This window comes from Pseudomonas sp. B19(2017) (assembly GCF_002113165.1).
Classification (GTDB): domain Bacteria; phylum Pseudomonadota; class Gammaproteobacteria; order Pseudomonadales; family Pseudomonadaceae; genus Aquipseudomonas.
The window spans coordinates 1-22134 of sequence record NZ_NEJR01000001.1; the positions used below are offsets into that span (position 1 = coordinate 1).

Below are 22134 nucleotides of genomic sequence, written 5' to 3' on the forward strand. Positions count from 1 at the left end.
TCTTTTTCAAAATGTCAGCGCTGCTGCAGAACTGAAGCCGTACATCTCATGTTTGCTGCGCGACAGCGCAGCCCGGAAGGGCTGGGTGATCTCCCACAGTGTTCATCACCAGACTCAAGCCAAATTCCGGGCAAAAAAAACCCCGGACTTCGTATGGGGAGGGGGAAGTTCGGGGTCCAAGTCCGGACCGCTAGGGCGGGGTCCAGATATCTGCCAACACTTAACACAACATAGGAGCATCGAAAGGCTTCACCAGCCATTCAGTTACTCTGAGTTCCGCTTCACTGGTTTAGTTCCAGAGCCCTGAAAACTATTTGCGATAGTTTCATGAAAGCTCAGCACCACTGGCACTGAGCACTGCCAGGATCCGCATCCCTACCTCACGGATCCTACACAGCCTTCCCGGCCCGATCAGTGAGCTTCGTCCCAATTCGCGCCAATTCCTGCCTCGACCAGCAGCGGCACATCCAGTTGCGCGGCCTTGCTCATGTGCTGGCGAATTTCATCTTTCACCTGCTCCACCAGGTCCTCGCGCACTTCAAGCACCAGTTCGTCGTGTACCTGCAGAATCACCCGGGCATCCAGCCCACTCTCGCTCAGCCAGTTATCCACGTTGACCATGGCCCGCTTGATGATGTCGGCCGCAGTGCCCTGCATCGGCGCGTTGATCGCCGTACGTTCGGCGCCTTTGCGCAAGGCCGGGTTCTTGGCATTGATATCCGGCAGGTACAGGCGGCGGCCGAACAGGGTTTCGACAAAGCCTTGCTCTGCCGCCTGGGCGCGGGTGCGCTCCATGTAGGCCAGCACGCCCGGGTAACGGGCGAAATAGCGGTCGATATAATCCTGCGACTGCTTGCGATCGACGCCGATCTGCTTGGCCAGGCCAAAGGCGCTCATGCCGTAGATCAGGCCGAAGTTGATGGCCTTGGCACTGCGGCGCTGGTCGGTGGTGACGTCTTCCAGAGCTACGCCGAATACTTCCGCCGCCGTAGCGCGATGCACGTCCAGGTCGTTGCGGAAGGCATGCAACAAGCCTTCGTCCTTGGCCAGGTGGGCCATGATACGCAACTCGATCTGCGAGTAGTCCGCCGCCAGCAGCTTGTAGCCCGGGCTGGCAATGAAGGCCTGGCGGATGCGCCGGCCTTCGGCGGTACGGATCGGGATGTTCTGCAGGTTCGGGTCGCTCGACGACAGCCGGCCGGTGGCCGCCACCGCCTGCTGGTAGGAGGTGTGGATGCGCCCGGTGCGCGGGTTGATCTGCCCCGGCAGCTTGTCGGTGTAGGTGCTCTTGAGCTTGCTCAGGCTGCGGTACTGCATCAGTACCTCAGGCAACGGATAGCCTTGCTCGGCCAGTTCGTCGAGCACCGCTTCTGCAGTGGATGGCTGGCCCTTGGTGGTCTTGCTCAGCACCGGCATGCCCAGCTTGTCATAGAGGATCGCACCCAGCTGCTTGGGCGAGCCTAGGTTGAACGCCTCGCCGGCCAGCTCATAAGCGCGCTGCTCCAGCTCGGCCATCTTCTCTCCCAGCTCAGCGCTCTGCACCTGCAGCAGCGCGGCATCGACCAGCGCACCCTGGCGCTCGATCCTGGCCAGCACCGGCACCAGCGGCATCTCGATGTCCATCAGCACCGGTTGCACGCTCGGCGTCTGCGCCAGGCGCGCCTGCAGCGCCTGGTGAAGGCGCAGGGTGATGTCGGCGTCTTCGGCGGCGTAGGGGCCGGCCTTGTCCAGGTGGATCTGGTTGAAGGTGAGCTGCTTGGCGCCCTTGCCGGCAATGTCCTCGAAGGCGATGGTGGTGTGGTCGAGGTACTTCTGCGCCAGGCTGTCCATGTCGTGACGGGTGGCCGTTGAGTTCAGCACGTACGACTCGAGCATGGTGTCGTAGGCCACGCCGCGCATTTCGATGGCGGGGGAGCCGTTGGCGAGGATGTTGATGTCATACTTGGCGTTCTGCCCGACCTTGGCCTTGGCCGGGTCTTCCAGCAGCGGCTTCAGCGCCAGCAGCACGGCAGCGCGGTCCAGTTGAACCGGCGCCCCCTCATAGTCGTGGGCCAGCGGCACATAGGCCGCTTCATGCGGCTCGACGGCGAACGACAGGCCGACCAGCTGCGCCTGCTGAGCGTCCAGGCCGGTGGTCTCGGTGTCGAAGGCGAACAGGGGTGCCTGGCGCAGCTTCTCCAGCCAGAAGTCGAAACGGGCCTGGTCGAGGATGGTTTCGTACCTGGGCTCGACCTTCGCCGCCGGCTCAGCCAGCGGCGCGATATCGTCACCGGCCTTGGCCGCGTCGCGTTGCACCTCGGCGACCCAGCTCTTGAACTCCATCTCGGTATACAGCGCCAGCAACGCTTCACGGTCCGGCTCGCCGCACACCAGGGCATCCACTTCGATGTCCAGGGGTACATCGACCTTGATGGTCGCCAGCTCATAAGACAGGAACGCGGCGTCTCGATGCTCTTCCAGCTTGGCCGGCAGGGTCTTGGCGCCGCGAATGGCCAGCGTCGGAACCTTGTCCAGGTTGGCGTACAAGTCGCTGAGGCCGCCGCCGATGCCGGTCAGCAGGCCCACTGCGGTTTTTTCGCCCACACCCGGCACGCCGGGGATGTTGTCGACCTTGTCGCCCATCAGCGCCAGGAAGTCGATGATGTGTTCCGGGCCGACGCCAAACTTCTCGTGCACGCCGGCCACGTCCAGCACGCTTCCGGTCATGGTGTTGACCAAGGTAATGTGCCCGTCCACCAGCTGCGCCATGTCCTTGTCACCGGTCGAGATGATGACCGGCCGGCGCAAGGCTGCACTGCTGCGCGCCAGGGTGCCGATCACGTCGTCGGCCTCGACCCCTTCGACACACAGCAGCGGGTAACCCAAGGCCTTGACGCTGGCGTGCAGCGGCTCGATCTGCACCCGCAGGTCGTCCGGCATGCTCGGGCGGTTGGCTTTGTATTCGGCGAACATGGCATCGCGGAAAGTACCGCCCTTGGCGTCGAACACCACCGCGAACAAGCTGTCGGGGTATTGCTTGCGCAGGCTCTTGAGCATGTTCAGCACGCCCTTCACGGCCCCGGTCGGCATGCCCTTGGAAGTAGTCAACGGCGGCAGCGCATGGAAGGCGCGGTACAGGTAGGAGGAACCGTCCACCAGGACGAGGGGCGCTTGGCTCATGAGCAGAATCAACCTTTTCGACGGGTCCGGCGCTAGAATAGCCAGAATCATTGACGACAAAGGGACAAGGTTATCATGCGTACACTCAATCGCCTGTTACTGCTCGGTCTGTTGGCAACCATGCCTGTCGTCACCCTGGCGGCGGACGACGCCCCCTCGGCCGATCCCGAGGTGACCATTCGCACGGAAGGCGACAAAACCATCCAGGAGTACCGGCAGAACGGGTTCCTGTATGCGATCAAGATCACGCCGAAAAACGGCAAGCCTTATTTCCTGGTACGCGCCGATGGCTCTGATGGCAATTTCATTCGATCCGACCAGCCGGACATGCTGATTCCGTCCTGGAAGATCTTTGAGTGGTAATCTGACGCGCACCGTTCACATCAACCCGGCACTTCCCGGCGGAGTGCCCGTATGGGCAAATTTTCATCATGTCAGTTTTCACCCCCGTGACCCGGCCTGAGCTGGAAACCTTTCTGGCGCCGTACGCGCTGGGTCGTCTGCTCGATTTCCAGGGCATCGCCGCCGGCACCGAGAACAGCAATTTCTTCGTCAGCCTCGAACAGGGGGAGTTCGTCCTGACGCTGATCGAGCGTGGGCCCAGCGAGGACATGCCGTTCTTCATCGAGCTGCTCGATACCCTGCACGCTGCCGACATGCCGGTGCCCTATGCGATACGTGACCGCGACGGCAACGGCCTGCGCGAGCTGTGCGGCAAGCCGGCACTGCTGCAGCCACGACTGTCGGGCAAGCACATCAAGGCACCGAATGCCCAGCACTGCGCACAGGTTGGCGAACTACTGGCGCACATTCACCTGGCCACCCGCGAGCACATCATCGAGCGCCGCACCGACCGCGGCCTGGACTGGATGCTGGCCTCGGGTGCCGAGCTGCTGCCGCGTCTCACCGCCGAGCAAGCCGCACTGCTGCAGCCGGCACTGGATGAAATCAGCGCGCACAAGGTGCAGATTTTGGCCCTTCCACGGGCCAACCTGCATGCCGACCTGTTCCGCGACAACGTGATGTTCGAAGGCACCCACCTGACCGGTGTGATCGACTTTTACAATGCCTGTTCCGGGCCGATGCTGTATGACATCGCCATCACCGTGAACGACTGGTGCCTGGATGAACACGGCGCGATCGATGTGCCACGCGCCCAGGCATTGCTGGCGGCCTATGCGGCGCTGCGGCCGTTCACCGCCGCCGAAGCCGAGCTGTGGCCGGAGATGTTGCGGGTAGGCTGCGTGCGCTTCTGGCTGTCGCGCCTGATTGCAGCGGAATCGTTTGCCGGGATGGATGTGATGATCCATGACCCGAGCGAGTTCGAAGTGCGTTTGGCGCAGCGTCAGCAGGTGGCCTTGCACCTGCCGTTTGCCCTCTAGACCGCGTGTGCTTCTTCGCGGGCAAACCCGCTCCCACAGGTATGGTGACAGGCTTGAGATTTGTGCTGTCCCTGTAGGAGCGGGTTTACCCGCGAATAGGCCGGTACAGGCTTACAACTGCTCCAGGCACCCAACCAGGTCGCCACCCAGCTTCTCCAGCAAGCGCTCATAGCCCTTGCCATCCACCGGGTCGGTACCGCCCAGTGCATCCAGCTCGGCCAGCCGCACCGGCAGCCCGGCGGTCAAGGTCTCGGCCAGCCGTGGCCGCAATGGCGGTTCGCTGAACACACAGGTCTTGCCTACTTCCTGCAGGCGCTTGCGCATGGCTGCCACATGCTGCGCGCCAGGCTGCACCTCGGACGCCACGCTGAACACCCCGGTGTGCTTCAGGCCATACTCGGCCTCGAAATAGTCGAATGCTTCGTGGAACACGAAGTACGGCTTGCCGGCAATCCCGGCCACCCGCGCCTTGATCCGTCCATCCAGCGCGTCCAGGCGTTCCTCGAAGGCCTTCAGGTTGCTCTGGTAACGCGCCGCATTGGCCGGATCGACTTGCGCCAGGTCAGCCGCCATTTTCGCTGCGATAACCCGCGCGTTGACTGACGATAGCCACAAGTGCGCATCCAGGCTGCCCGGACGGTGGTCATGATCATGGTCATCGTGGTCTTCTTCCTCATGCGACTGGCTGTCCTCGCCAAAGTGGCGCAGCTTCATCCCCGGCAGTGACTGCACGGCTACTGTGGTCTTGCTGCGGCTACCCAGCACCCGCGGCAAAAAGCCCTCCATGTCCGGACCGATCCAGTACAGCAAGTCGGCATCGCCCACCAGCCGTACGTCAGACGGGCGCAGCGCGTAGTGGTGCGGCGAAGCGCCCGGCGGCAGCAATACCTCAGGGCTGCCAACACCGTCCTGCACGGCGGCGGCAATCTGCTGCAGGGGTTTGATACTGGTCAGCACGCGCACGTCGGCCTGGGCGGAAAATGCGATGAAAGCGACAAAAAGGACTAGGAATCGGGACACGGTGAATACTCGAGTCGTGAGAAACAGGTAACATAATAACGTCTCTATCCAGAACCGTCGCTGCCCATGTCCATCACGCCGCTGGCCAACCGTCCTCATGATCACTCCCATTGCGTGCACAACGCGCTGGCTGAAGCCGACGCCTTGTGCACCCGCCAGGGCCTGCGCCTGACCGCGCTGCGCCGTCGGGTGCTGGAACTGGTGTGGCAGAGCCACAAGCCGCTGGGCGCTTACGACATCCTCGCCGTGCTCAGTGAGCAGGACGGCCGCCGCGCCGCACCACCCACGGTATACCGCGCCCTGGACTTCTTGCTGGAAAACGGCCTGGTGCACCGCATCGCCTCGCTTAACGCCTTCATCGGCTGCAGCCACCCGGAACACCTGCACCAAGGGCAGTTCCTGATCTGCCGGGCATGCCATGTGGCCATCGAGCTGGAACAGGACAGCATCAGCGAAGCCATCATCAGCAGCGCCGAGGGCGTGGGCTTCACGGTCGAGACCCAGACTGTGGAAGTGGTCGGCCTGTGCAGCAATTGCCGGAGCGCGGCATGAGCGATGCACTGATCCGCCTGGAGCAGGTCGGCGTCACCTTCGGCGGCGAGGCCGTGCTCGACAGCATCGACCTGTCGGTCGCACCCGGCCAGATCGTCACCCTGATCGGCCCGAACGGGGCGGGCAAGACCACCCTGGTGCGCGCCGTGCTTGGCCTGCTCAAGCCGCACCGCGGCAAGGTATGGCGCAAGCCGAAACTGCGCATTGGCTACATGCCGCAAAAAATCCAGGTCGATGCCACGCTGCCACTGTCGGTACTGCGCTTCTTGCGCCTGGTGCCCGGTGTAGACCGCGCGGCAGCCTTGTCGGCGTTGCAGGAAGTGGGCGCCGAGCAGGTTATCGACAGCCCGATCCAGACCATTTCCGGTGGCGAGATGCAGCGCGTGCTGCTGGCCCGCGCCCTGCTGCGCGAACCCCAGTTGCTGGTACTCGACGAGCCGGTGCAAGGCGTTGACGTAGTCGGCCAGACCGAGCTGTACAACCTCATTACCCGCCTGCGCGACCGCCACGGTTGCGGCGTACTGATGGTTTCCCACGACCTGCACCTGGTGATGAGTGCCACCGACCAGGTGGTGTGCCTGAACCGGCACGTGTGCTGTTCGGGGCACCCGGAGCAGGTCAGCGGTGACCCGGCATTCGTCGAGCTGTTCGGCCAGACCGCAGCACCCAGCCTGGCCATCTACCATCATCATCACGACCACAGCCACGACCTGCACGGCTCGGTGGTCGCCCCTGGCACCCATGTTCACGGAGCGCACTGCAAGCATGGCTGATTTTCTTCTCTACGCCCTGTTTGCCGGCTTGTCCCTGGCACTAGTGGCCGGCCCGCTGGGTTCCTTCGTGGTGTGGCGGCGCATGGCCTACTTCGGCGACACCTTGTCCCACGCCGCGCTGCTGGGCGTGGCCCTGGGCTTTGCCCTGGACGTCAGCCCGGCGCTGGCGGTAACCGTGGGCTGCCTGTTGCTGGCGATCTTGCTGGTGACCTTGCAACAACGCCAACCGCTGGCCTCCGACACCCTGCTCGGCATCCTCGCCCCCAGCACCTTGTCGCTGGGCCTGGTGGTGCTGAGCTTCATGCACGATGTGCGCATCGACCTGATGGCCTACCTGTTCGGCGACCTGCTGGCCATCAGCACCACCGACCTGGCCTGGATAATTGGCGGCAGTGCGCTGGTGTTGCTGCTGCTCGCTGCCCTGTGGCGGCCGTTGCTGGCCGTCACGGTGCACGAAGAGCTGGCAATGGTCGAAGGCCTGCCGGTTGCCGGGCTGCGCATGGCGCTGATGCTGCTGATCGCGGTGGTGATTGCCGTGGCCATGAAGATCGTCGGCGTGCTGCTGATCACCTCACTGCTGATCATTCCTGCCGCTGCGGCGCAACGTCACGCCCGTTCTCCCGAGCAGATGGCCTTGGGCGCCAGCCTGCTGGGCGTGACCGCGGTTTGCAGCGGCCTGGCCATGTCCTGGTTCAAGGACACCCCCGCCGGCCCATCGATCGTGGTCTGCGCGGCGGTGCTATTCTTGCTGAGCCTGGCCCTGCCGAAACGCTGAAAAAAGGGCGCATGCAGTTGCGCCTTGCAACCTTTTCGCACGTAAAGGGTCTGTAAGACTTGTTTTCGAGCGTGCGCACCTGGGTGTAGACTTGCTCGCTTTTTGCGCAAATAGAGAGTCGCAGGAATGAAGCCGTTCGCCTCCCGTTATCTGCTTGTTGCCGCGTTTTCCCTGTTCCTGGCCGCGTGTTCCAGCGCGCCGGTCGAGCAGGCCAGCGCACCTTCCCAAGCCGATGCCTGGCAGCAGTTGCAACAGAACATCGCCAGCAACGAGCTGGCCACCGCCGAAGACCAGCTGGCAGCCCTGCAGGCGCAGGCGCCGGATGACGCGCGCTTGGAGCAATACCAGCGCCAGCTCGCCGAAGCCTACCTGCAACGCAGCCAGATCTTCCTGCAAAAGGGTGATGTGAACGCTGCGGCCACCGCCCTGGCCCGAGCCCGGGCGCTGATGCCGCAGGCCCCGGCGGTGACTGGTGGCGATGCCGTGAGCCAGGCACGCAAGGCCGAGCTGGAGAAGACTGAAGCAGCGTTGAAAGCGGCCGAAGCCAAGCCCAAGGCACGCATCATCGACCCGGCGGCACCGAGCACCGTGGTAGCCTTGAAGACCACCGACAGCCGCGCTATGCGCCGCCAGCTGGATGACATTGCCGCCGATGTGGTGAGCTACCAGTGCGACGTGGTGTTCCAGGTGCCGCGCACCGAGGATGCGCCCTGGCTCAAGACCTTGCTGGAGAAGCGCGTGCGCAAGATAGACAGCGGGTTCGAGCTGAAGCAGAAGCACGAGATCCAGCGGTCGCTGCCGGCGCAGGTGGTTCTGGTTCCGCATCAGCGTTAAGAATCTGGGGGCGCTGAGCGCCCCTTTCGCGACACAAGGCCGCTCCTACAGGGACCTGTGATCTCCTGTAGGAGCGGCCTTGTGTCGCGATGGGCTGCAAAGCAGCCCCTAGGCCGGCACAGCCTCCGCAGCCGCCTCCCGCTCCCACACCCGATGCCCCTCTACCGCTTTGACAAAGCCATCCACCACTTTCTGCTCATCCCCCAGCAGCAACCCTTTGTCCTCCTTGAGCCCCAAGCTGCCCAAAAGCTCTTTGGTCAACACCATCGCCTTCAGGTGCTTGTAGCCCTCCAGCAGGAAATGCCTGGCCAACCCGCTGGCCGCCAGCGCATCGGTCGAAGGCTTGCCCCCAGGCACGACAACCCCATCGAACATGATCGATGGCATCCCCTCCATGGAAGCATCCACCGGCAGTTGCTTGCCGTCCGCAGCCTTCACCGGTGCCGATGTCGGCCCTAGAAGCATTGGCCGGGCACTGTGCGCTTCCAGCGCCTTGACCAGCTTGTCTACGCTCGCAGCATCTACGCCATCTGCCACCAGCACGGCAATCTTGCGCCCCTTGATACCCACCGAACCCGGGTGGTTCATCTGGCTCAATGCAGGGGACTGCGCAAGCTTGCTGCCCTTCACTTGCACCGTGCCCGCGCTTGGCGCAGGCAAGCCGAGGTTGGCAGCCACTGCAGCCGCCAGCTTCAGGTCGATATTGGCAAGAATTTCATTCACCTCCCGAGCACGAATCGTCTCACGCTCCACTTTGCCCAGCTCAAAGCTGTATGCCTTGATGATGTGCTGCTGCTCGGTCGGGCTCATGCTCTGGAAGAACAGCCGCGCCTGCGAGAAGTGGTCGCCGAACGACTCGCTGCGCTGGCGGATCTTGTGCGCATCGATACGCTCCTGGTAACTCTCGAAGCCACCATCCTGGGCTGCAGGTGGCGTTTCCTTCGGCCAGCCGCCGTCGATGGAATTGGGCTCGTAGGATGCGCGGCCCTTGTGCACCACATGCTGATGCAGGGCGTCGCGTTGGTTGTTGTGGTTGGGAGCGACGGGGCGGTTGACCGGGATCTGGTGGAAGTTGGGCCCACCCAGGCGGCTAAGCTGGGTGTCGGTATAGGAGAACAGCCGCCCCTGCAGCAACGGGTCGTTGGTGAAATCGATGCCTGGGACGATATGGGCCGGGCAGAACGCCACCTGTTCCACTTCGGCAAAGAAGTTGTCCGGGTTGCGGTTCAGAACCATCTTGCCCAATGGTGTAACCGGCACCAGCTCTTCCGGGATTATCTTGGTCGGGTCCAGCAGGTCGAAATCGAACTTGTGCTCGTCGGCTTCCGGAACGATCTGCACACCCAACTCCCATTCCGGGTAATCGCCCGTCTCGATAGCCTCCCACAAGTCGCGACGCTGGAAGTCAGCATCCTTGCCTGCCAGCTTCTGCGCTTCGTCCCATAGCAGGGAGTGCACACCCTGGCGCGGTTTCCAGTGAAATTTGACGAAACTGGCTACGCCCTGGGCGTTGATCAGGCGGAAGGTATGCACCCCGAACCCTTCCATCATCCGCAAGCTGCGCGGGATTGCACGGTCCGACATCGCCCACATCACCATATGAGCCGACTCCGGTACCAGCGAGACGAAATCCCAGAAGGTGTCATGGGCCGAGGCACCGGTCGGGATCTCATTGTGCGGCTCCGGCTTTACGGCGTGGACGAAATCCGGGAATTTGATTGCATCCTGAATGAAGAATACCGGCATGTTGTTGCCCACCAGGTCGAAGTTGCCTTCGTCGGTGTAGAACTTGACCGCAAAACCCCGCACGTCACGCACGGTGTCGGCGGAGCCGCGCGGGCCCTGTACCGTGGAAAACCGCACGAAGACGGGAGTGATTTTTTCCGGGTCCTGCAGGAAGCCAGCCTTGGTCAACTCGGCGTGGTTGCCATAACTCTGGAAGTAACCATGCGCGCCGGTGCCTCGCGCATGCACGATGCGCTCAGGGATGCGCTCGTGGTCAAAATGCGTGATCTTCTCACGCATGATGAAATCTTCGAGCAACGAGGGGCCTCGGTCACCGGCCTTCAGCGTGTTCTGGTTGTCAGCGATTCGTACCCCTTGATTGGTACGCAGCGCATGCCCTGTGGCATCGCTGCGGTCAGCCTCCAGGCTTTGCAATTTGGCGTTGGTATTGGCCCGGTCCGGGGTCTGGGTGCCGGCGGCCTCGCTGTGCTTTGGCGCGTCCGTGTTCTTGCTGGGCATGGTCGGCTCTCCTCATCAGTCTGCAGGCGTGCCCGTTCGGGCTTGTTCAGGTAGTGACCGGAGCGCTTTGCCAAGCGTTCAATCAGAATTACCGGTTGTCGCGATATGCCCGAAGGATTGGTGCATTACGAAATAAATGCTAAGAACAGCTATGGGAAAAGGCTAAAATGCGCGACCCCAGCTAACCGCTGACCCAAATTCCATGCGCCCCACAAGGTTCGCTACGTGATCGAGTTCCAACAGGTACACAAGACCTACCGCGTCGCCGGTAGGGAAATCCCCGCACTGAATCCGACCAGCCTGACTATTGAAGATGGCCAGGTGTTCGGCCTGATCGGCCATTCCGGCGCCGGCAAAAGCACCATGCTGCGCCTGATCAACCGCCTCGAAGAGCCTTCCGGCGGCAAGATCATCGTCGATGGTGAAGACGTCACCGCGTTCAACGCCAGCCAGCTGCGCGGTTTCCGCCAGCAGGTCGGGATGATTTTCCAGCACTTCAACCTGCTGGCCTCCAAGACCGTTGCCGACAACGTCGCCCTGCCACTGACCCTGGCCGGCGAGCTGTCACGCAGCGAGATCGACAAGCGCGTGACCGAACTGCTGGCCCGTGTCGGCCTGTCCGACCATGCCAGAAAGTACCCGGCTCAGCTGTCCGGCGGCCAGAAGCAGCGCGTCGGTATCGCCCGCGCCCTGTCCACCAACCCGAAGATCCTGCTGTGCGACGAGGCCACCAGCGCCCTCGACCCGCAAACCACCGCCTCGGTCCTGCAATTGCTGGCCGAAATCAACCGTGAGCTGAAGCTGACCATCGTGCTGATCACCCACGAAATGGACGTGATCCGCCGGGTATGCGACCGCGTGGCAGTGATGGACGCGGGCCAGATCGTCGAGCAAGGCTCGGTGGCCGAGGTGTTCCTGCACCCGCAGCACCCCACCACCAAGCGCTTCGTCCAGGAGGACGAACAGGTCGACGAAGGCGAGCAGCGTGACGACTTCGCCCATGTGCCGGGCCGTATCGTGCGCCTGACCTTCCAGGGCGACGCCACCTACGCGCCGCTGCTGGGCACCGTGGCCCGCGAAACCGGTGTGGACTACAGCATCCTCGCCGGGCGTATCGACCGCATCAAGGATGTCCCCTATGGCCAGCTCACCCTCGCCCTGATCGGCGGTGACATGGAAGCGGCGTTCGCCCGCTTCAAGGCAGCTGACGTACATATGGAGGTACTGCGTTGATGGACGCCCTGAGTTTCTTTGCCAACGTCGACTGGGCCGAAATCTGGCTGGCCAGCGTCGACACCATGATCATGCTGTTCGGCTCGCTGTTCTTCACCGTGCTGCTCGGTTTGCCGCTGGGTGTGCTGCTGTTCCTCTGCGGGCCGAAGCAGATGTTCGAGCAGAAGGGCGTGTATGCGCTGCTGTCGCTGATCGTCAACATCCTGCGCTCGCTGCCGTTCATCATCCTGCTGATCGTGATGATTCCGATCACCGTGCTGATCACCGGCACTTCGCTGGGCGTGGCCGGTGCCATTCCGCCGCTGGTAGTGGGTGCCACGCCGTTCTTCGCGCGCCTTGTGGAAACCGCCCTGCGTGAAGTGGACCGCGGCATCATCGAGGCCACCCAGTCGATGGGCGCCACCACACGCCAGATCATTACCAGCGCATTGCTGCCAGAGGCCCGCCCGGGCATCTTCGCCGCCATTACCGTGACCGCCATCACCCTGGTGTCGTACACCGCCATGGCCGGTGTGGTCGGTGCCGGCGGCCTGGGCGACCTGGCCATTCGCTTCGGCTACCAGCGTTTCCAGACCGATGTGATGGTCGTTACCGTGGTGCTGTTGCTGGTACTGGTTCAAGTCCTGCAAAGCGTGGGCGACAAACTGGTCGTGCATTTTTCCCGTAAGTAACCCCAATGGGGTCGGCCAGGCCGACCCGTTCGGGGGCCGTCGCGGCCCTCACAAGGAGTGATCAATGAAGAAGCTGCTTGCTGTTGTCGCCGCTGTCGCGGCCTTCTCGGCCCACGCCGAATCGCTGACTGTCGCCGCTACCCCGGTGCCGCACGCCGAGATCCTCAACTTCGTCAAACCTGCCCTGGCGAAACAGGGCGTGGAGCTGAAGGTCAAGGAATTCACCGATTACATCCAGCCGAACGTGCAGGTTGCCGAAAAGCGCCTGGACGCCAACTTCTTCCAGCACCAGCCGTATCTGGATGAATTCAACAAGGCCAAGGGCACCAACCTGGTGAGCGTGGCCGGCGTGCACATCGAGCCGCTGGGCGTGTACTCGGCCAAGATCAAGAAGCTGGACGAACTGTCCTCCGGTGCCACCGTGGTCATCCCCAACGACGCCACCAACGGCGGCCGCGCGCTGCTGCTGCTGGACAAGGCCGGCGTGATCAAGCTGAAGGACAACAAGAACATCCTGTCCACCGTGAAGGATGTTGCCGAGAACCCGAAAAGCCTGAAGTTCCGTGAACTGGAAGCCGCCACCATCCCGCGCGTGCTGACCCAGGTCGATGCTGCCCTGATCAACACCAACTACGCGCTTGAAGCCAAGCTGAACCCGGAAAAAGACGCCCTGGCCATCGAAGGCAGCGACTCGCCGTACGTGAACATCCTTGTTGCCCGCCCGGACAACAAGGACTCCGATGCGATGAAGAAGCTGGCCGCTGCACTGCACTCGCCTGAGGTGAAGCAGTTCATCAACGAGAAGTACAAAGGCGCTGTGGTTCCGGCGTTCTGATCCGAACTATCGCGCTGGATTCTTCGCGGGCACGTCGGATCGCCGCACCGCCGCTCCCACAGGTACCTCACTAGCCTCAGGCCTTGTGATATCCCTGTGGGATCGGCGGTGCGGCGATCCGACGTGCCCGCGAAGCTTTTAAAGCCCCATCAATCCCGCTTCACAAGCCCGGGCAACTGCGCCGCCAGCTTCTGGTTGTTGAACGGCGCCCGAATGAACCCGCGCTGACGCCCGTCCGGCCCCACAACCGCCAGGTTGCCGCTGTGATCCACGGTATACCCCGGCTTGCTGGTATCGGCCGGGATGAACGGAATGCTCAAGGCATTGGCCAGCTTCTGGGTATCCTCGATCGACCCCACCACCCCGACAAAATCCTTGTCGAAATAACCCAGGTACTGCTTCAGCTGGTTCGGCGTATCGCGGTTCGGGTCCACGCTCACCAACACCACCTGCAGCCGATCGATGGCCTCCTTGGGTAGCTCGCTCTTCACCTGGCGCAACTGGGCCAAAGTGGTCGGGCAGATATCCGGGCAGTAGGTGTAGCCGAAGAACAGCAGCGACCATTTGCCCTTCAAGTCATCCAGTTGCACCGGCTGGCCGTCCTGGTTGGTCATGGTCACGTCGGCCACGGTACGGCTCTGCGGCAGCAGGATGATGCCGGCATCGATCAGCTCGGCGGGGTTCGGCTGGTCGCGGCCATTGAGCACCTTGTTGACGGTCAGGCCCAGGATCAACGCGACCAGGGCGACGAGGATGAAGACGGTTTTCTGGGTTCGGGTCATAGGTTCAGCAACAGGTAGTGGTCGAGGAGCAACGCGATGAACAGCGCGAACAGGTAGCCGATAGAGTACTTGAAGGTGCCGATCGCCGCGTGCGGCCGGCTGCCACGGTACAACACCCAGGCCCATTGCAGGAAGCGCAGGCCCAGCACCAGGGCGCAGGCCAGGTACAGCAGGCCGCTCATGTGGATGGCATAGGGCAGCAGGCTTACTGCCAGCAATACCAGGGTGTACAGCAGGATATGCAGTTTGGTGTAGCGCTCGCCATGGGTCACCGGCAGCATCGGGATATCGGCCTTGGCGTATTCCTCCTTGCGGTGGATGGCCAGGGCCCAGAAGTGCGGTGGGGTCCAGGCGAAGATGATCAGCACCAGCAACAGGGGCTCGGCGCTGACATGCCCGCTGACTGCCACCCAACCCAGCAACGGCGGTGCGGCACCAGCCAAGCCGCCGATGACGATGTTCTGCGGCGTCGCACGCTTGAGAAAGCCGGTGTAGAGCACCGCATAGCCGAGCAGGGAAGCCAGTGTCAGCCAGGCGGTCAGAGCGTTGGTGAACACTAGCAGCAGGGCCATACCCAGCAGCGCCAGCGCCAGGGCGAACAGCAGCGCCGGCAGCGGCTCTACCCGGCCCTGGGCCAGCGGTCGCTTGTGGGTACGCGCCATCAGCGCGTCGATGCGTCGGTCCACCACATGGTTTACCACCGCCGCGCCGCCTGCACACAAGCCGATGCCCAGGTTGCCGAACAGCAGCACGCTCCAGCTGACACCCGCACGGGTGGCAAGGAACATGCCCGCCAACGAGGTGATCAGCATCAGCACCACCACCTTGGGCTTGGTCAGCTCCAGGTAATCACGCCAGCTGGCCCGCCATGCGCTCAGAAGCGTCGCCACGAATCATTCCTCATGTGGTGGGAAATGCCCACGCCAGCCACGGGCCGCAGGCGCCAGCCATGGCCGACCCCCACCCGAACCTTGTCGACCACGCGGATGCGGTAGTTCACCAGCACCATGCTCAGCAGCAACAGCGCCCCACCCGCGTTGTGCGCCACGGCCACGGCCAGCGGCAGGTGCAACAGTACATTGCTGATGCCCAGGCCGACTTGCACCACCAGCGCCAGCAGCACCAACCGCGCCAGGCCAGGGAGGCCGCAACGGTGCAGCTTCCAGCTGAGCATCAGCAGCACGCAGGTCACCAGCAACGCGCCCAGGCGGTGGCTGATATGGATGGCTGTGCGCGCATCACTGTCCAGCTGCCCACCCAGGTAGTTGGGCCCGACGTGCTGGGTCAGGTGGAAACCGTTGCTGAAGTCCGCCGCTGGCCACCACTGGCCGTGGCAGGTGGGCAGGTCGATGCAGGCGACGGCCGCGTAGTTGGCACTGACCCAGCCGCCCAGGGCGATCTGGCCGATCACCACCAGCAACGCCAGCGCAGCGATCCGGCGCAGGCTCAATGGCAGCTTGGGCAAAGGCGCAAATGCCCGAGACAGACGCAGGGACAACAGGAACAACAAGCTCAGGGTAGTGAAGCCGCCAAGTAGATGCGCAGTGACCACCTGCGGCCACAGCTTGAGGGTGACCGTCCACATGCCGAAGGCTGCCTGGGCCAGCACCACGCCCAACAACAGCAAGGGCAGGCGATATGGCTGGCCATCGCGGGCATGCCTGCGCAGCGCCTGTACGGCAAGCAGGGCAATCACCATCGCCAGGGTGCCAGCGAAGTAGCGGTGGACCATCTCGGCCCAGCCCTTGGCGGCTTCCACCGGGTGTTCGGGGAAATGCAGCTCGGCATGGGCCAGCTGCGCTTCGCTCTTGGGCACGCTGATGAAGCCGTAGCAACCCGGCCAGTCAGGGCAGCCGAGGCCGGCGTGGGTCAGGCGGGTATAGGCACCGAGCAGGACGACCAGCAGTGCCAGCAGGGTGGCGAACACAGCAAGACGGAATCCGGGTCTGGCCATGGCAGGCTCCTAGCCGATGTTGGAGAGCTTGAGCAGGTGGCGCAGGTCGTCCAGCACATGCTTGCCGTTGACCTTGGCGTCGTAGCGCAGCACCAGGTTGCCGTGCGGGTCGACGATCCACAGCTGCGGGCCGACCTCACCGACCTGCCGCCGATAGCGCTGGGCATCCAGCGGGTAGCGTTGCAACTGCGGGTACTCGCGGCCGATCAGCGCCTGGTAGTCGGCGCTCAGCGGCTGGGCGGCGGCCAGTGCGTGGCTGGCACGGCCAGCATCGCGGCCCAGCCCCACCTGGATCTGCCGAGCCAGGTACACCAGGCGCTGGCAGTCCTCGGCACATCCCTCAGGTGCACTCACCAACAGCTGCCAGCGCTCGTCCTGGCCTGAAACGCCAAGATCGGCGCGGCTTTCACCGTTGCCGATCATGGCGCCGTGGTAACTGCGGCCCTCCGGCACCCAGAATTTGAGCTTGTACATGCTGGTGGCCAGAACCATCGGCCCGAGTACCACCAGCAGAATCAGCAACAGCTGCAAACGCCCGCGGGCTCTGGGTTTGCTAGGTTCAGGCACTTCCAGTGGAGTGGCGGTGGCCATGGCGTTTCTCCTTGTTGTGGTGCCAGCCGAAGTAGAGGTAGAGCAGCACCAAAGCGGCTGCCAGGGCAAACCACTGCACGGCGTAGCCCAAGTGTTTTTCCGGGCCCATGGCAACGACCGGCCAGTCCAGGCGATAGGCCGCCGGGCCGGGCTCCAGGCGCAACTCGTGGGCGAAGCCTTCGCGATCGAGCTGTTGCCATAGCTGCGCACCATCCACGGCGTTCAGCAGGTGCGGCCACTGGCCGCCTGCAGGGTCTGGATGCAGCTGGAACGTGCTGCCTGGCGCGACATATACCGAAGCGTCCAGCGCCAACGCCTGGGCCGGGGTGTCGAAACGCACCGGCACACGTCGATCCGGCCAGGGCAGCCAGCCGCGGTTGACCAGCAGCCACAGGCCGCTCGCCTGGTCATGGAAGGGTTGCAGCAGCTCGACACCTGCCTGGCCATCGCGCGTGCGGTTGTCCAGCAGCAGACTGTGCTCGGCGTCGAAACGGCCATACAGATGCACGCGGCGGAAGGCATTGTCCGGGTTCGCTGTCAGCTGGGTCACGGCCAAGGGCGCTTCGATGCGCCGCTCAGCGTAGGCAGCCAGCAGCACGCGCTTTTCCTCGGCACGGCCGAGTTGCCAGCAGCCAAGCGCGAGCAGCCCCGGCAGCAGCGCAAGCACTACCAGGGTTGGTACCCAGCCCGGACGAAACGGCCTCATCGGAGCCTCGCCGGGCCGATCGCTATACTTGTCCACATCACCGCATCCCCCCGGAGTATCGCCATGCTCAAGGCCGCGATTGTCCTGATGCTGTTGGCCACGATTGCCAGCCTGTTCAGTGGCCTGGTGTTTCTGGTCAAGGACGATGAAAACTCGACCCGTTTGCTGAAAGCGCTGACCGTGCGGGTGACCCTGGCGGCACTGACCATCGGTTTGGTCGCCTGGGGCTTCATCAGCGGTCAGCTGGTCTCGCACGCCCCTTTCTGAAGTTTTCACCTGATCCTGTGGGAGCGGGCATGCCCGCGAATGCGATGTTGAATGTACCGACGCATTCGCGGGCGCGCCCGCTCCCACAGGGTTCTTTATTCACAACACATAGACAAAGATGAACAACCCCACCCACACCACATCGACGAAGTGCCAGTACCAGCTGGCCGCCTCGAAACCAAAGTGTTTCTCCGGGTTGAAATGCCCGCGCAAGATGCGCACGAACATCACGATCAGGATGATCGTGCCCAGGGTCACGTGGGCGCCGTGGAAGCCGGTGAGCATGAAGAACGTCGCGCCATAGATCCCCGACCCCAGGGTCAGCCCCAACTTGGTATAGGCCTCGTGGTACTCGTAGGCCTGTAACGCGATGAAGCTGGCGCCCAGGATGATGGTCAGCGCCATCCACAATTTCAGCGGGCCACGGTGGTCGCGGCGCAGGGCATGGTGGGCGATGGTGATGGTCACGCTGGAACTGACCAGCAGGATGGTGTTGATCAGCGGCAAGTGCCACGGGTCGATCACTTCCCTGGGCGGCGGGAACAGTTTCGGGTCGGGCGTGTGCAGCAGCGGCCAGGTGAATTCGAAGGTCGGCCACAACATATGCGCAACACCCTTGGCCCCTTCACCGCCCAGCCATGGCCCGGCCAGCACCCGCACGTAAAACAGCGCACCGAAAAAGGCCAGGAAGAACATCACCTCGGAGAAGATGAACCAGCTCATGCCCCAGCGGAACGAGCGGTCCAGTTGCGGGCTGTACAGCCCCGCGCGGCTCTCCCGCACCACCGAACCGAACCAGCCGAACAGCATGTACGCCAGGAACAACGCGCCAATGAAGAAAATCAGCGGCCCGTGCGACTCCGGGTGGCCAGCCTTCATGTCGTTGAACCAGGTACCCAGGCCGAACACCGTGATGAACATGCCGATGGTGGCGATGATCGGCCACTTGCTCTGCGCCGGAACATAGTAGTGCTCATGACTTGCCATTGCTGTTCTCCTTCCCTTAACGGGCGCCCTGGACGTCCTCGGCCGCGACATGCGCGACCGGCGGGTGGCGAGCGGTGATGTCGAACAAGGTGTAGGCCAGTGTCAGGTGCTTCACGCTGGCCGGCAGGTCGCGGTCGACGATGAAGCGCACCGGCATCTCGATGCGTTCACCGGGCTGCAGCACCTGCTGGGTGAAGCAGAAGCACTCGGTCTTGTGGAAGTACGCCGCGGCCTCGGCCGGGGTGATGCTGGGGATGGCTTGCGCACTCATCGGCCGATCGGTCGGGTTGTGGGCGATGAAGATCATCTGGTTCACCGCACCCGGGTTGACCTCCAGCTGGTCTGCGGTGGAATAGAAGTCCCAGACCATGTCGCTGGCATTGGTAGACATGAACTGCACCCTCACCGAACGCGTCGGGTCGCTGACCTGGCTGCCTTCATACTGCCCGCCGGTCTTGCCGTTGATGCCGAAGGCCTTGCACATCACGTCATAGATGGGCACCAGGGCGAAGCCGAAGGCGAACATCACCACCGTCAGCATCAACAGGCGCAACACCAGGCGTTTCAGCGAAAGGCCGTTCATGGCACGCGTCCTATTTCACTTCCGGTGGCGTCTGGAAGGTGTGATACGGCGCAGGCGAAGGGATCGACCACTCCAGGCCCTCGGCGCCATCCCAGGGCTTGGCCGGTGCCGGCGCACCGCCGCGGATGCACTTGATGACAATGAACAGGAAGAAGATCTGCGTGGCGCCGAACATGAACGCGCCAATCGACGACACCATGTTGAAGTCGGCGAACTGCAGGTTGTAGTCCGGGATTCGCCGTGGCATGCCGGCCAGCCCCACAAAGTGCATGGGGAAGAAGGCCATGTTCATGCCGATGAACGATAGCCAGAAGTGCAGCTTGCCGAGGGTTTCGTCGTACATGTGGCCGGTCCATTTCGGCAGCCAGTAATAGGCCGAGGCGAAGATGCCGAAGATCGCCCCCGGCACCAGCACATAGTGGAAGTGCGCCACCACGAAGTAGGTGTCGTGGTACTGGAAGTCCGCCGGGGCGATGGCCAGCATCAGCCCGCTGAAACCGCCGATGGTGAACAGGATGACGAAGGCGATGGCGAACAGCATCGGCGTCTCGAAGGTCAGCGAGCCTTCCCACATGGTGCTGACCCAGTTGAACACCTTCACCCCGGTTGGCACGGCAATCAGCATGGTGGCGTACATGAAGAACAGCTCGCCGACCACCGGGATACCGACCACGAACATGTGGTGGGCCCAGACGATGAATGACAGGAAGGCGATGGCGCCGGTGGCGTACACCATGGAGGTATAGCCGAACAGCGGCTTGCGCGAGAATGCCGGGATGATCGAGCTGACCGCGCCGAAGGCCGGCAGGATCATGATGTACACCTCGGGGTGGCCGAAGAACCAGAACACGTGCTGGAACAGCACCGGGTCACCGCCACCGGCGGCACTGAAGAAGCTGGTACCGAAATGGATGTCCATCAGCATCATGGTTACCACGCCGGCCAGCACCGGCATCACAGCAATCAGCAGGAACGCGGTAATCAGCCAGGTCCAGACGAACAGCGGCATCTTCATCAGGGTCATGCCCGGGGCACGCAGGTTGAGGATGGTGGCGATCACGTTGATCGCGCCCATGATCGAGCTGATACCCATCAGGTGGATGGCGAAGATGAAGAAGGTAACGCTGGCCGGGGCGTAGGTGGTGGACAGCGGGGCGTAGAAGGTCCAGCCGAAATTCGGCCCGCCTCCCGGGCTGAACAATGTCGAGACCAGCAGCAGGAAGGCCGCCGGCAGCAGCCAGAAGCTGAAGTTGTTCATCCGTGGCAGGGCCATGTCGGGTGCACCGATCATCAGCGGGATCATCCAGTTGGCCAGGCCGACGAACGCCGGCATCACCGCGCCGAATACCATGATCAGGCCGTGCATGGTGGTCATCTGGTTGAAGAACGCCGGCTCCACGATCTGCAACCCGGGCTGGAACAGCTCGGCGCGGATCACCATGGCGAACGAGCCACCGAGCAGGAACATGATGAAGCTGAACCACAGGTACATCGTGCCGATGTCTTTGTGGTTGGTAGTCAGCACCCAGCGCATCAGGCCCTTGGCCGGGCCGTGTGCGTGCTCATGGCCCTGGGCGTGGTCGTCGATCACTGCACTCATGTCCTGTCTCCTGCAATCCATTGATTGCCGCGAGTAACCCGGTTCATTGCGCTTCTGCCTGCTTCAGCGCCAGCACGTCCTTCGGCGTCACCATGTCACCCTTGTTGTTGCCCCAGGCGTTGCGCTCGTAGGTGACCACGGCGGCGATATCGACTTCCGAGAGCTGCTTGCCGAACGCGGCCATGGCGGTGCCGGGTTTGCCGTGGAAGACGATGCCCAGGTGGCCTTCCTTCGGCCCGGTGGCGATCTTCGAGCCCTTGAGCGCCGGGAACATCGGCGGCAGGCCCTGGCCTTCGGCCTGGTGACAGGCCACGCAGGTGGTGTGGTAGACCTTGTCACCACGTTCCACCAGCTCCTCCAGGGTCCATTCCTTGCTGGTCAGCTCCTTGAGCTTGGCAGCTTCGGCCTTGCGCTCGCCCAGCCAGGTGTCGTAGTCGGCCCTGGACTTGACCTCGACTACCACCGGCATGAAGCCATGGTCCTTGCCGCATAGCTCGGTGCACTGACCGCGGTAGATGCCGGGTTTCTCGATACGGGTCCAGGCTTCGTTGACGAAGCCGGGGATGGCATCACGCTTGACTGCGAAGGCTGGCACCCACCAGGAGTGGATGACGTCGGCAGCGGTCACCAGGAAGCGCACCTTGGCGCCAACCGGCAGCACCAGCGGCTGGTCGACTTCGAGCAGGTAGTGCTCGTCCTTGGGGGCCTGGTTATGGATCTGGTCGGCGGGGGTGGCCAGGTTGCTGAAGAACTCCACGTCCTGGCCCAGGTACTTGTAGTGCCACTTCCACTGGTAGCCGGTAACCTGGATATCGATGTCCGACTCGCTGGCATCGTAGATGTCGATGAGGGTCTTGGTGGCCGGGATGGCCATGGCGACCAGGATCAGGAAAGGGACAACGGTCCAGAGGATTTCCACCCAGGTGTGCTCGTGAAAATGCGCAGCCTGCTGCCCGGTGGAGCGGCGGTGGATGACCATGGACCAGAACATCGCGCCAAAGACAACTACGCCGATGATCACGCAGATCCAGAAGATGGTCATGTGCAGGTCGAAGACGGCGTTGGAGACTTCCGTCGCCCCTGGGTGCATGTTCACGGTCCAGGCGGCGTTGGCCTGACCAAAAACCGACCACAACAGGAGGCCCATCCAGACATGTGGATGTCGCATCATTGCGGGTTCCCCTTC

At 63.0% G+C, this 22134-nt stretch carries 22 protein-coding genes; 10 read left to right on the top strand and 12 right to left on the bottom strand.

The genetic code is table 11. The annotated features are described in order from the left end of the window. Positions 1 to 411: 411 nt before the first annotated feature. Positions 412 to 3159, bottom strand: a complete 2748-nt coding sequence (gene polA, locus CAF70_RS00005) for a DNA polymerase I (RefSeq protein ID WP_085621367.1) — start codon at positions 3157 to 3159, stop codon at positions 412 to 414. Positions 3160 to 3234: 75 nt separating this feature from the next. On the opposite strand from polA, the gene CAF70_RS00010 reads away from it, so the two are divergent. Together CAF70_RS00010 and CAF70_RS00015 are read left to right on the top strand one after the other, a co-directional pair. Beyond that, on the top strand, positions 3235 to 3522 hold the full coding sequence (locus CAF70_RS00010) for a DUF2782 domain-containing protein (protein ID WP_013970316.1): 288 nt from the start codon (positions 3235 to 3237) through the stop codon (positions 3520 to 3522). 68 nt (positions 3523 to 3590) lie between these two features. Beyond that, the gene (locus CAF70_RS00015; RefSeq protein ID WP_085621368.1) at positions 3591 to 4541 is read left to right on the top strand and encodes a homoserine kinase; all 951 of its coding nucleotides are present in this window, start codon (positions 3591 to 3593) and stop codon (positions 4539 to 4541) included. Positions 4542 to 4652: 111 nt separating this feature from the next. On the opposite strand, the gene CAF70_RS00020 is transcribed toward CAF70_RS00015, so the two are convergent. Continuing rightward, on the bottom strand, positions 4653 to 5561 hold the full coding sequence (locus CAF70_RS00020) for a zinc ABC transporter substrate-binding protein (protein WP_256573231.1): 909 nt from the start codon (positions 5559 to 5561) through the stop codon (positions 4653 to 4655). Between the two features lie 66 nt (positions 5562 to 5627). Here CAF70_RS00020 and zur point away from each other — a divergent pair, with 66 nt between their 5' ends. The 4 genes from zur (at position 5628) to CAF70_RS00040 (ending at position 8495) form a co-directional block, all read left to right on the top strand. Continuing rightward, the gene (gene zur / locus CAF70_RS00025) at positions 5628 to 6113 is read left to right on the top strand and encodes a zinc uptake transcriptional repressor Zur (RefSeq protein WP_085621369.1); all 486 of its coding nucleotides are present in this window, start codon (positions 5628 to 5630) and stop codon (positions 6111 to 6113) included. Then, the gene (gene znuC, locus CAF70_RS00030; protein WP_025337219.1) at positions 6110 to 6886 is read left to right on the top strand and encodes a zinc ABC transporter ATP-binding protein ZnuC; all 777 of its coding nucleotides are present in this window, start codon (positions 6110 to 6112) and stop codon (positions 6884 to 6886) included. The genes zur and znuC overlap by 4 nt, the downstream gene beginning before the upstream one ends. Further along, positions 6879 to 7661: a zinc ABC transporter permease subunit ZnuB gene (gene znuB, locus CAF70_RS00035; protein ID WP_085621370.1), complete on the top strand. Its 783-nt coding sequence runs from the start codon at positions 6879 to 6881 to the stop codon at positions 7659 to 7661. Before znuC ends, znuB begins: the two co-directional genes overlap by 8 nt. A 126-nt stretch (positions 7662 to 7787) precedes the next feature. Beyond that, complete coding sequence (locus tag CAF70_RS00040; protein WP_085621371.1) at positions 7788 to 8495, top strand: PA5502 family lipoprotein; 708 nt, start codon at positions 7788 to 7790, stop codon at positions 8493 to 8495. 108 nt (positions 8496 to 8603) lie between these two features. Here CAF70_RS00040 and katE read toward each other — a convergent pair whose 3' ends face one another. Continuing rightward, on the bottom strand, positions 8604 to 10739 hold the full coding sequence (katE, locus tag CAF70_RS00045) for a catalase HPII (RefSeq protein WP_085621372.1): 2136 nt from the start codon (positions 10737 to 10739) through the stop codon (positions 8604 to 8606). A 225-nt stretch (positions 10740 to 10964) separates the two neighbouring features. On the opposite strand from katE, the gene CAF70_RS00050 reads away from it, so the two are divergent. The 3 genes from CAF70_RS00050 to CAF70_RS00060 all read left to right on the top strand — a co-directional run bounded on the left by CAF70_RS00050 (position 10965) and on the right by CAF70_RS00060 (position 13478). Continuing rightward, positions 10965 to 11972, top strand: coding sequence for a methionine ABC transporter ATP-binding protein (locus CAF70_RS00050; protein ID WP_003256960.1), 1008 nt, complete (start codon positions 10965 to 10967; stop codon positions 11970 to 11972). Then, positions 11972 to 12643, top strand: coding sequence for a methionine ABC transporter permease (locus tag CAF70_RS00055; RefSeq protein ID WP_085621373.1), 672 nt, complete (start codon positions 11972 to 11974; stop codon positions 12641 to 12643). Before CAF70_RS00050 ends, CAF70_RS00055 begins: the two co-directional genes overlap by 1 nt. Before the next feature lie 64 nt (positions 12644 to 12707). Continuing rightward, positions 12708 to 13478: a MetQ/NlpA family ABC transporter substrate-binding protein gene (locus CAF70_RS00060; RefSeq protein ID WP_085621374.1), complete on the top strand. Its 771-nt coding sequence runs from the start codon at positions 12708 to 12710 to the stop codon at positions 13476 to 13478. 149 nt (positions 13479 to 13627) lie between these two features. On the opposite strand, the gene CAF70_RS00065 is transcribed toward CAF70_RS00060, so the two are convergent. Genes CAF70_RS00065 through CAF70_RS00085 form a run of 5 tightly spaced genes read right to left on the bottom strand, consistent with a single transcriptional unit; the run spans position 13628 to position 17511 of the window. Further along, positions 13628 to 14260, bottom strand: a complete 633-nt coding sequence (locus CAF70_RS00065) for an SCO family protein (RefSeq protein WP_085621375.1) — start codon at positions 14258 to 14260, stop codon at positions 13628 to 13630. Beyond that, the gene (cyoE, locus tag CAF70_RS00070) at positions 14257 to 15150 is read right to left on the bottom strand and encodes a heme o synthase (protein ID WP_085621376.1); all 894 of its coding nucleotides are present in this window, start codon (positions 15148 to 15150) and stop codon (positions 14257 to 14259) included. The genes CAF70_RS00065 and cyoE overlap by 4 nt, the downstream gene beginning before the upstream one ends. Continuing rightward, a complete protein-coding gene (locus tag CAF70_RS00075; RefSeq protein ID WP_085621377.1) occupies positions 15135 to 16214 on the bottom strand; it encodes a heme A synthase in 1080 nt (359 codons plus the stop codon). The genes cyoE and CAF70_RS00075 overlap by 16 nt, the downstream gene beginning before the upstream one ends. Before the next feature lie 9 nt (positions 16215 to 16223). Beyond that, positions 16224 to 16805 (bottom strand): hypothetical protein, encoded by a 582-nt coding sequence (locus tag CAF70_RS00080; protein ID WP_085621378.1) that lies wholly within the window; start codon positions 16803 to 16805, stop codon positions 16224 to 16226. Then, positions 16774 to 17511, bottom strand: a complete 738-nt coding sequence (locus tag CAF70_RS00085) for an SURF1 family protein (protein WP_085621379.1) — start codon at positions 17509 to 17511, stop codon at positions 16774 to 16776. Before CAF70_RS00085 ends, CAF70_RS00080 begins: the two co-directional genes overlap by 32 nt. Positions 17512 to 17574: 63 nt before the next feature. On the opposite strand from CAF70_RS00085, the gene CAF70_RS00090 reads away from it, so the two are divergent. Further along, complete coding sequence (locus tag CAF70_RS00090) at positions 17575 to 17778, top strand: twin transmembrane helix small protein (RefSeq protein ID WP_003258925.1); 204 nt, start codon at positions 17575 to 17577, stop codon at positions 17776 to 17778. A 99-nt stretch (positions 17779 to 17877) separates the two neighbouring features. On the opposite strand, the gene CAF70_RS00095 is transcribed toward CAF70_RS00090, so the two are convergent. Genes CAF70_RS00095 through coxB form a run of 4 tightly spaced genes read right to left on the bottom strand, consistent with a single transcriptional unit; the run spans position 17878 to position 22119 of the window. Further along, positions 17878 to 18765 (bottom strand): cytochrome c oxidase subunit 3, encoded by an 888-nt coding sequence (locus CAF70_RS00095; RefSeq protein WP_085621380.1) that lies wholly within the window; start codon positions 18763 to 18765, stop codon positions 17878 to 17880. Positions 18766 to 18781: 16 nt separating this feature from the next. After that, on the bottom strand, positions 18782 to 19348 hold the full coding sequence (locus CAF70_RS00100; protein ID WP_085621381.1) for a cytochrome c oxidase assembly protein: 567 nt from the start codon (positions 19346 to 19348) through the stop codon (positions 18782 to 18784). 10 nt (positions 19349 to 19358) lie between these two features. After that, a complete protein-coding gene (gene ctaD / locus CAF70_RS00105) occupies positions 19359 to 20948 on the bottom strand; it encodes a cytochrome c oxidase subunit I (RefSeq protein WP_085621382.1) in 1590 nt (529 codons plus the stop codon). Positions 20949 to 20991: 43 nt separating this feature from the next. Beyond that, positions 20992 to 22119 carry a cytochrome c oxidase subunit II gene (coxB, locus tag CAF70_RS00110; RefSeq protein WP_085621383.1) on the bottom strand — a complete coding sequence of 376 codons (1128 nt, stop codon included), beginning with the start codon at positions 22117 to 22119 and terminating at the stop codon, positions 20992 to 20994. Between the last annotated feature and the right edge of the window lie 15 nt (positions 22120 to 22134).

Coding starts and splice junctions, on each gene's coding strand:
- CAF70_RS00065 (WP_085621375.1), bottom strand. CDS start 14,260: ATGACCCGAACCCAGAAAACCGTCTTCATCCTCGTCGCCCTGGTCGCG.
- coxB (WP_085621383.1), bottom strand. CDS start 22,119: ATGATGCGACATCCACATGTCTGGATGGGCCTCCTGTTGTGGTCGGTT.
- CAF70_RS00015 (WP_085621368.1), top strand. CDS start 3,591: ATGTCAGTTTTCACCCCCGTGACCCGGCCTGAGCTGGAAACCTTTCTG.
- CAF70_RS00040 (WP_085621371.1), top strand. CDS start 7,788: ATGAAGCCGTTCGCCTCCCGTTATCTGCTTGTTGCCGCGTTTTCCCTG.
- CAF70_RS00060 (WP_085621374.1), top strand. CDS start 12,708: ATGAAGAAGCTGCTTGCTGTTGTCGCCGCTGTCGCGGCCTTCTCGGCC.
- CAF70_RS00075 (WP_085621377.1), bottom strand. CDS start 16,214: ATGGCCAGACCCGGATTCCGTCTTGCTGTGTTCGCCACCCTGCTGGCA.
- znuB (WP_085621370.1), top strand. CDS start 6,879: ATGGCTGATTTTCTTCTCTACGCCCTGTTTGCCGGCTTGTCCCTGGCA.
- CAF70_RS00100 (WP_085621381.1), bottom strand. CDS start 19,348: ATGAACGGCCTTTCGCTGAAACGCCTGGTGTTGCGCCTGTTGATGCTG.
- CAF70_RS00095 (WP_085621380.1), bottom strand. CDS start 18,765: ATGGCAAGTCATGAGCACTACTATGTTCCGGCGCAGAGCAAGTGGCCG.
- CAF70_RS00080 (WP_085621378.1), bottom strand. CDS start 16,805: ATGGCCACCGCCACTCCACTGGAAGTGCCTGAACCTAGCAAACCCAGA.
- CAF70_RS00090 (WP_003258925.1), top strand. CDS start 17,575: ATGCTCAAGGCCGCGATTGTCCTGATGCTGTTGGCCACGATTGCCAGC.
- polA (WP_085621367.1), bottom strand. CDS start 3,159: ATGAGCCAAGCGCCCCTCGTCCTGGTGGACGGTTCCTCCTACCTGTAC.
- katE (WP_085621372.1), bottom strand. CDS start 10,739: ATGCCCAGCAAGAACACGGACGCGCCAAAGCACAGCGAGGCCGCCGGC.
- ctaD (WP_085621382.1), bottom strand. CDS start 20,948: ATGAGTGCAGTGATCGACGACCACGCCCAGGGCCATGAGCACGCACAC.
- CAF70_RS00010 (WP_013970316.1), top strand. CDS start 3,235: ATGCGTACACTCAATCGCCTGTTACTGCTCGGTCTGTTGGCAACCATG.
- CAF70_RS00055 (WP_085621373.1), top strand. CDS start 11,972: ATGGACGCCCTGAGTTTCTTTGCCAACGTCGACTGGGCCGAAATCTGG.
- zur (WP_085621369.1), top strand. CDS start 5,628: ATGTCCATCACGCCGCTGGCCAACCGTCCTCATGATCACTCCCATTGC.
- znuC (WP_025337219.1), top strand. CDS start 6,110: ATGAGCGATGCACTGATCCGCCTGGAGCAGGTCGGCGTCACCTTCGGC.
- CAF70_RS00085 (WP_085621379.1), bottom strand. CDS start 17,511: ATGAGGCCGTTTCGTCCGGGCTGGGTACCAACCCTGGTAGTGCTTGCG.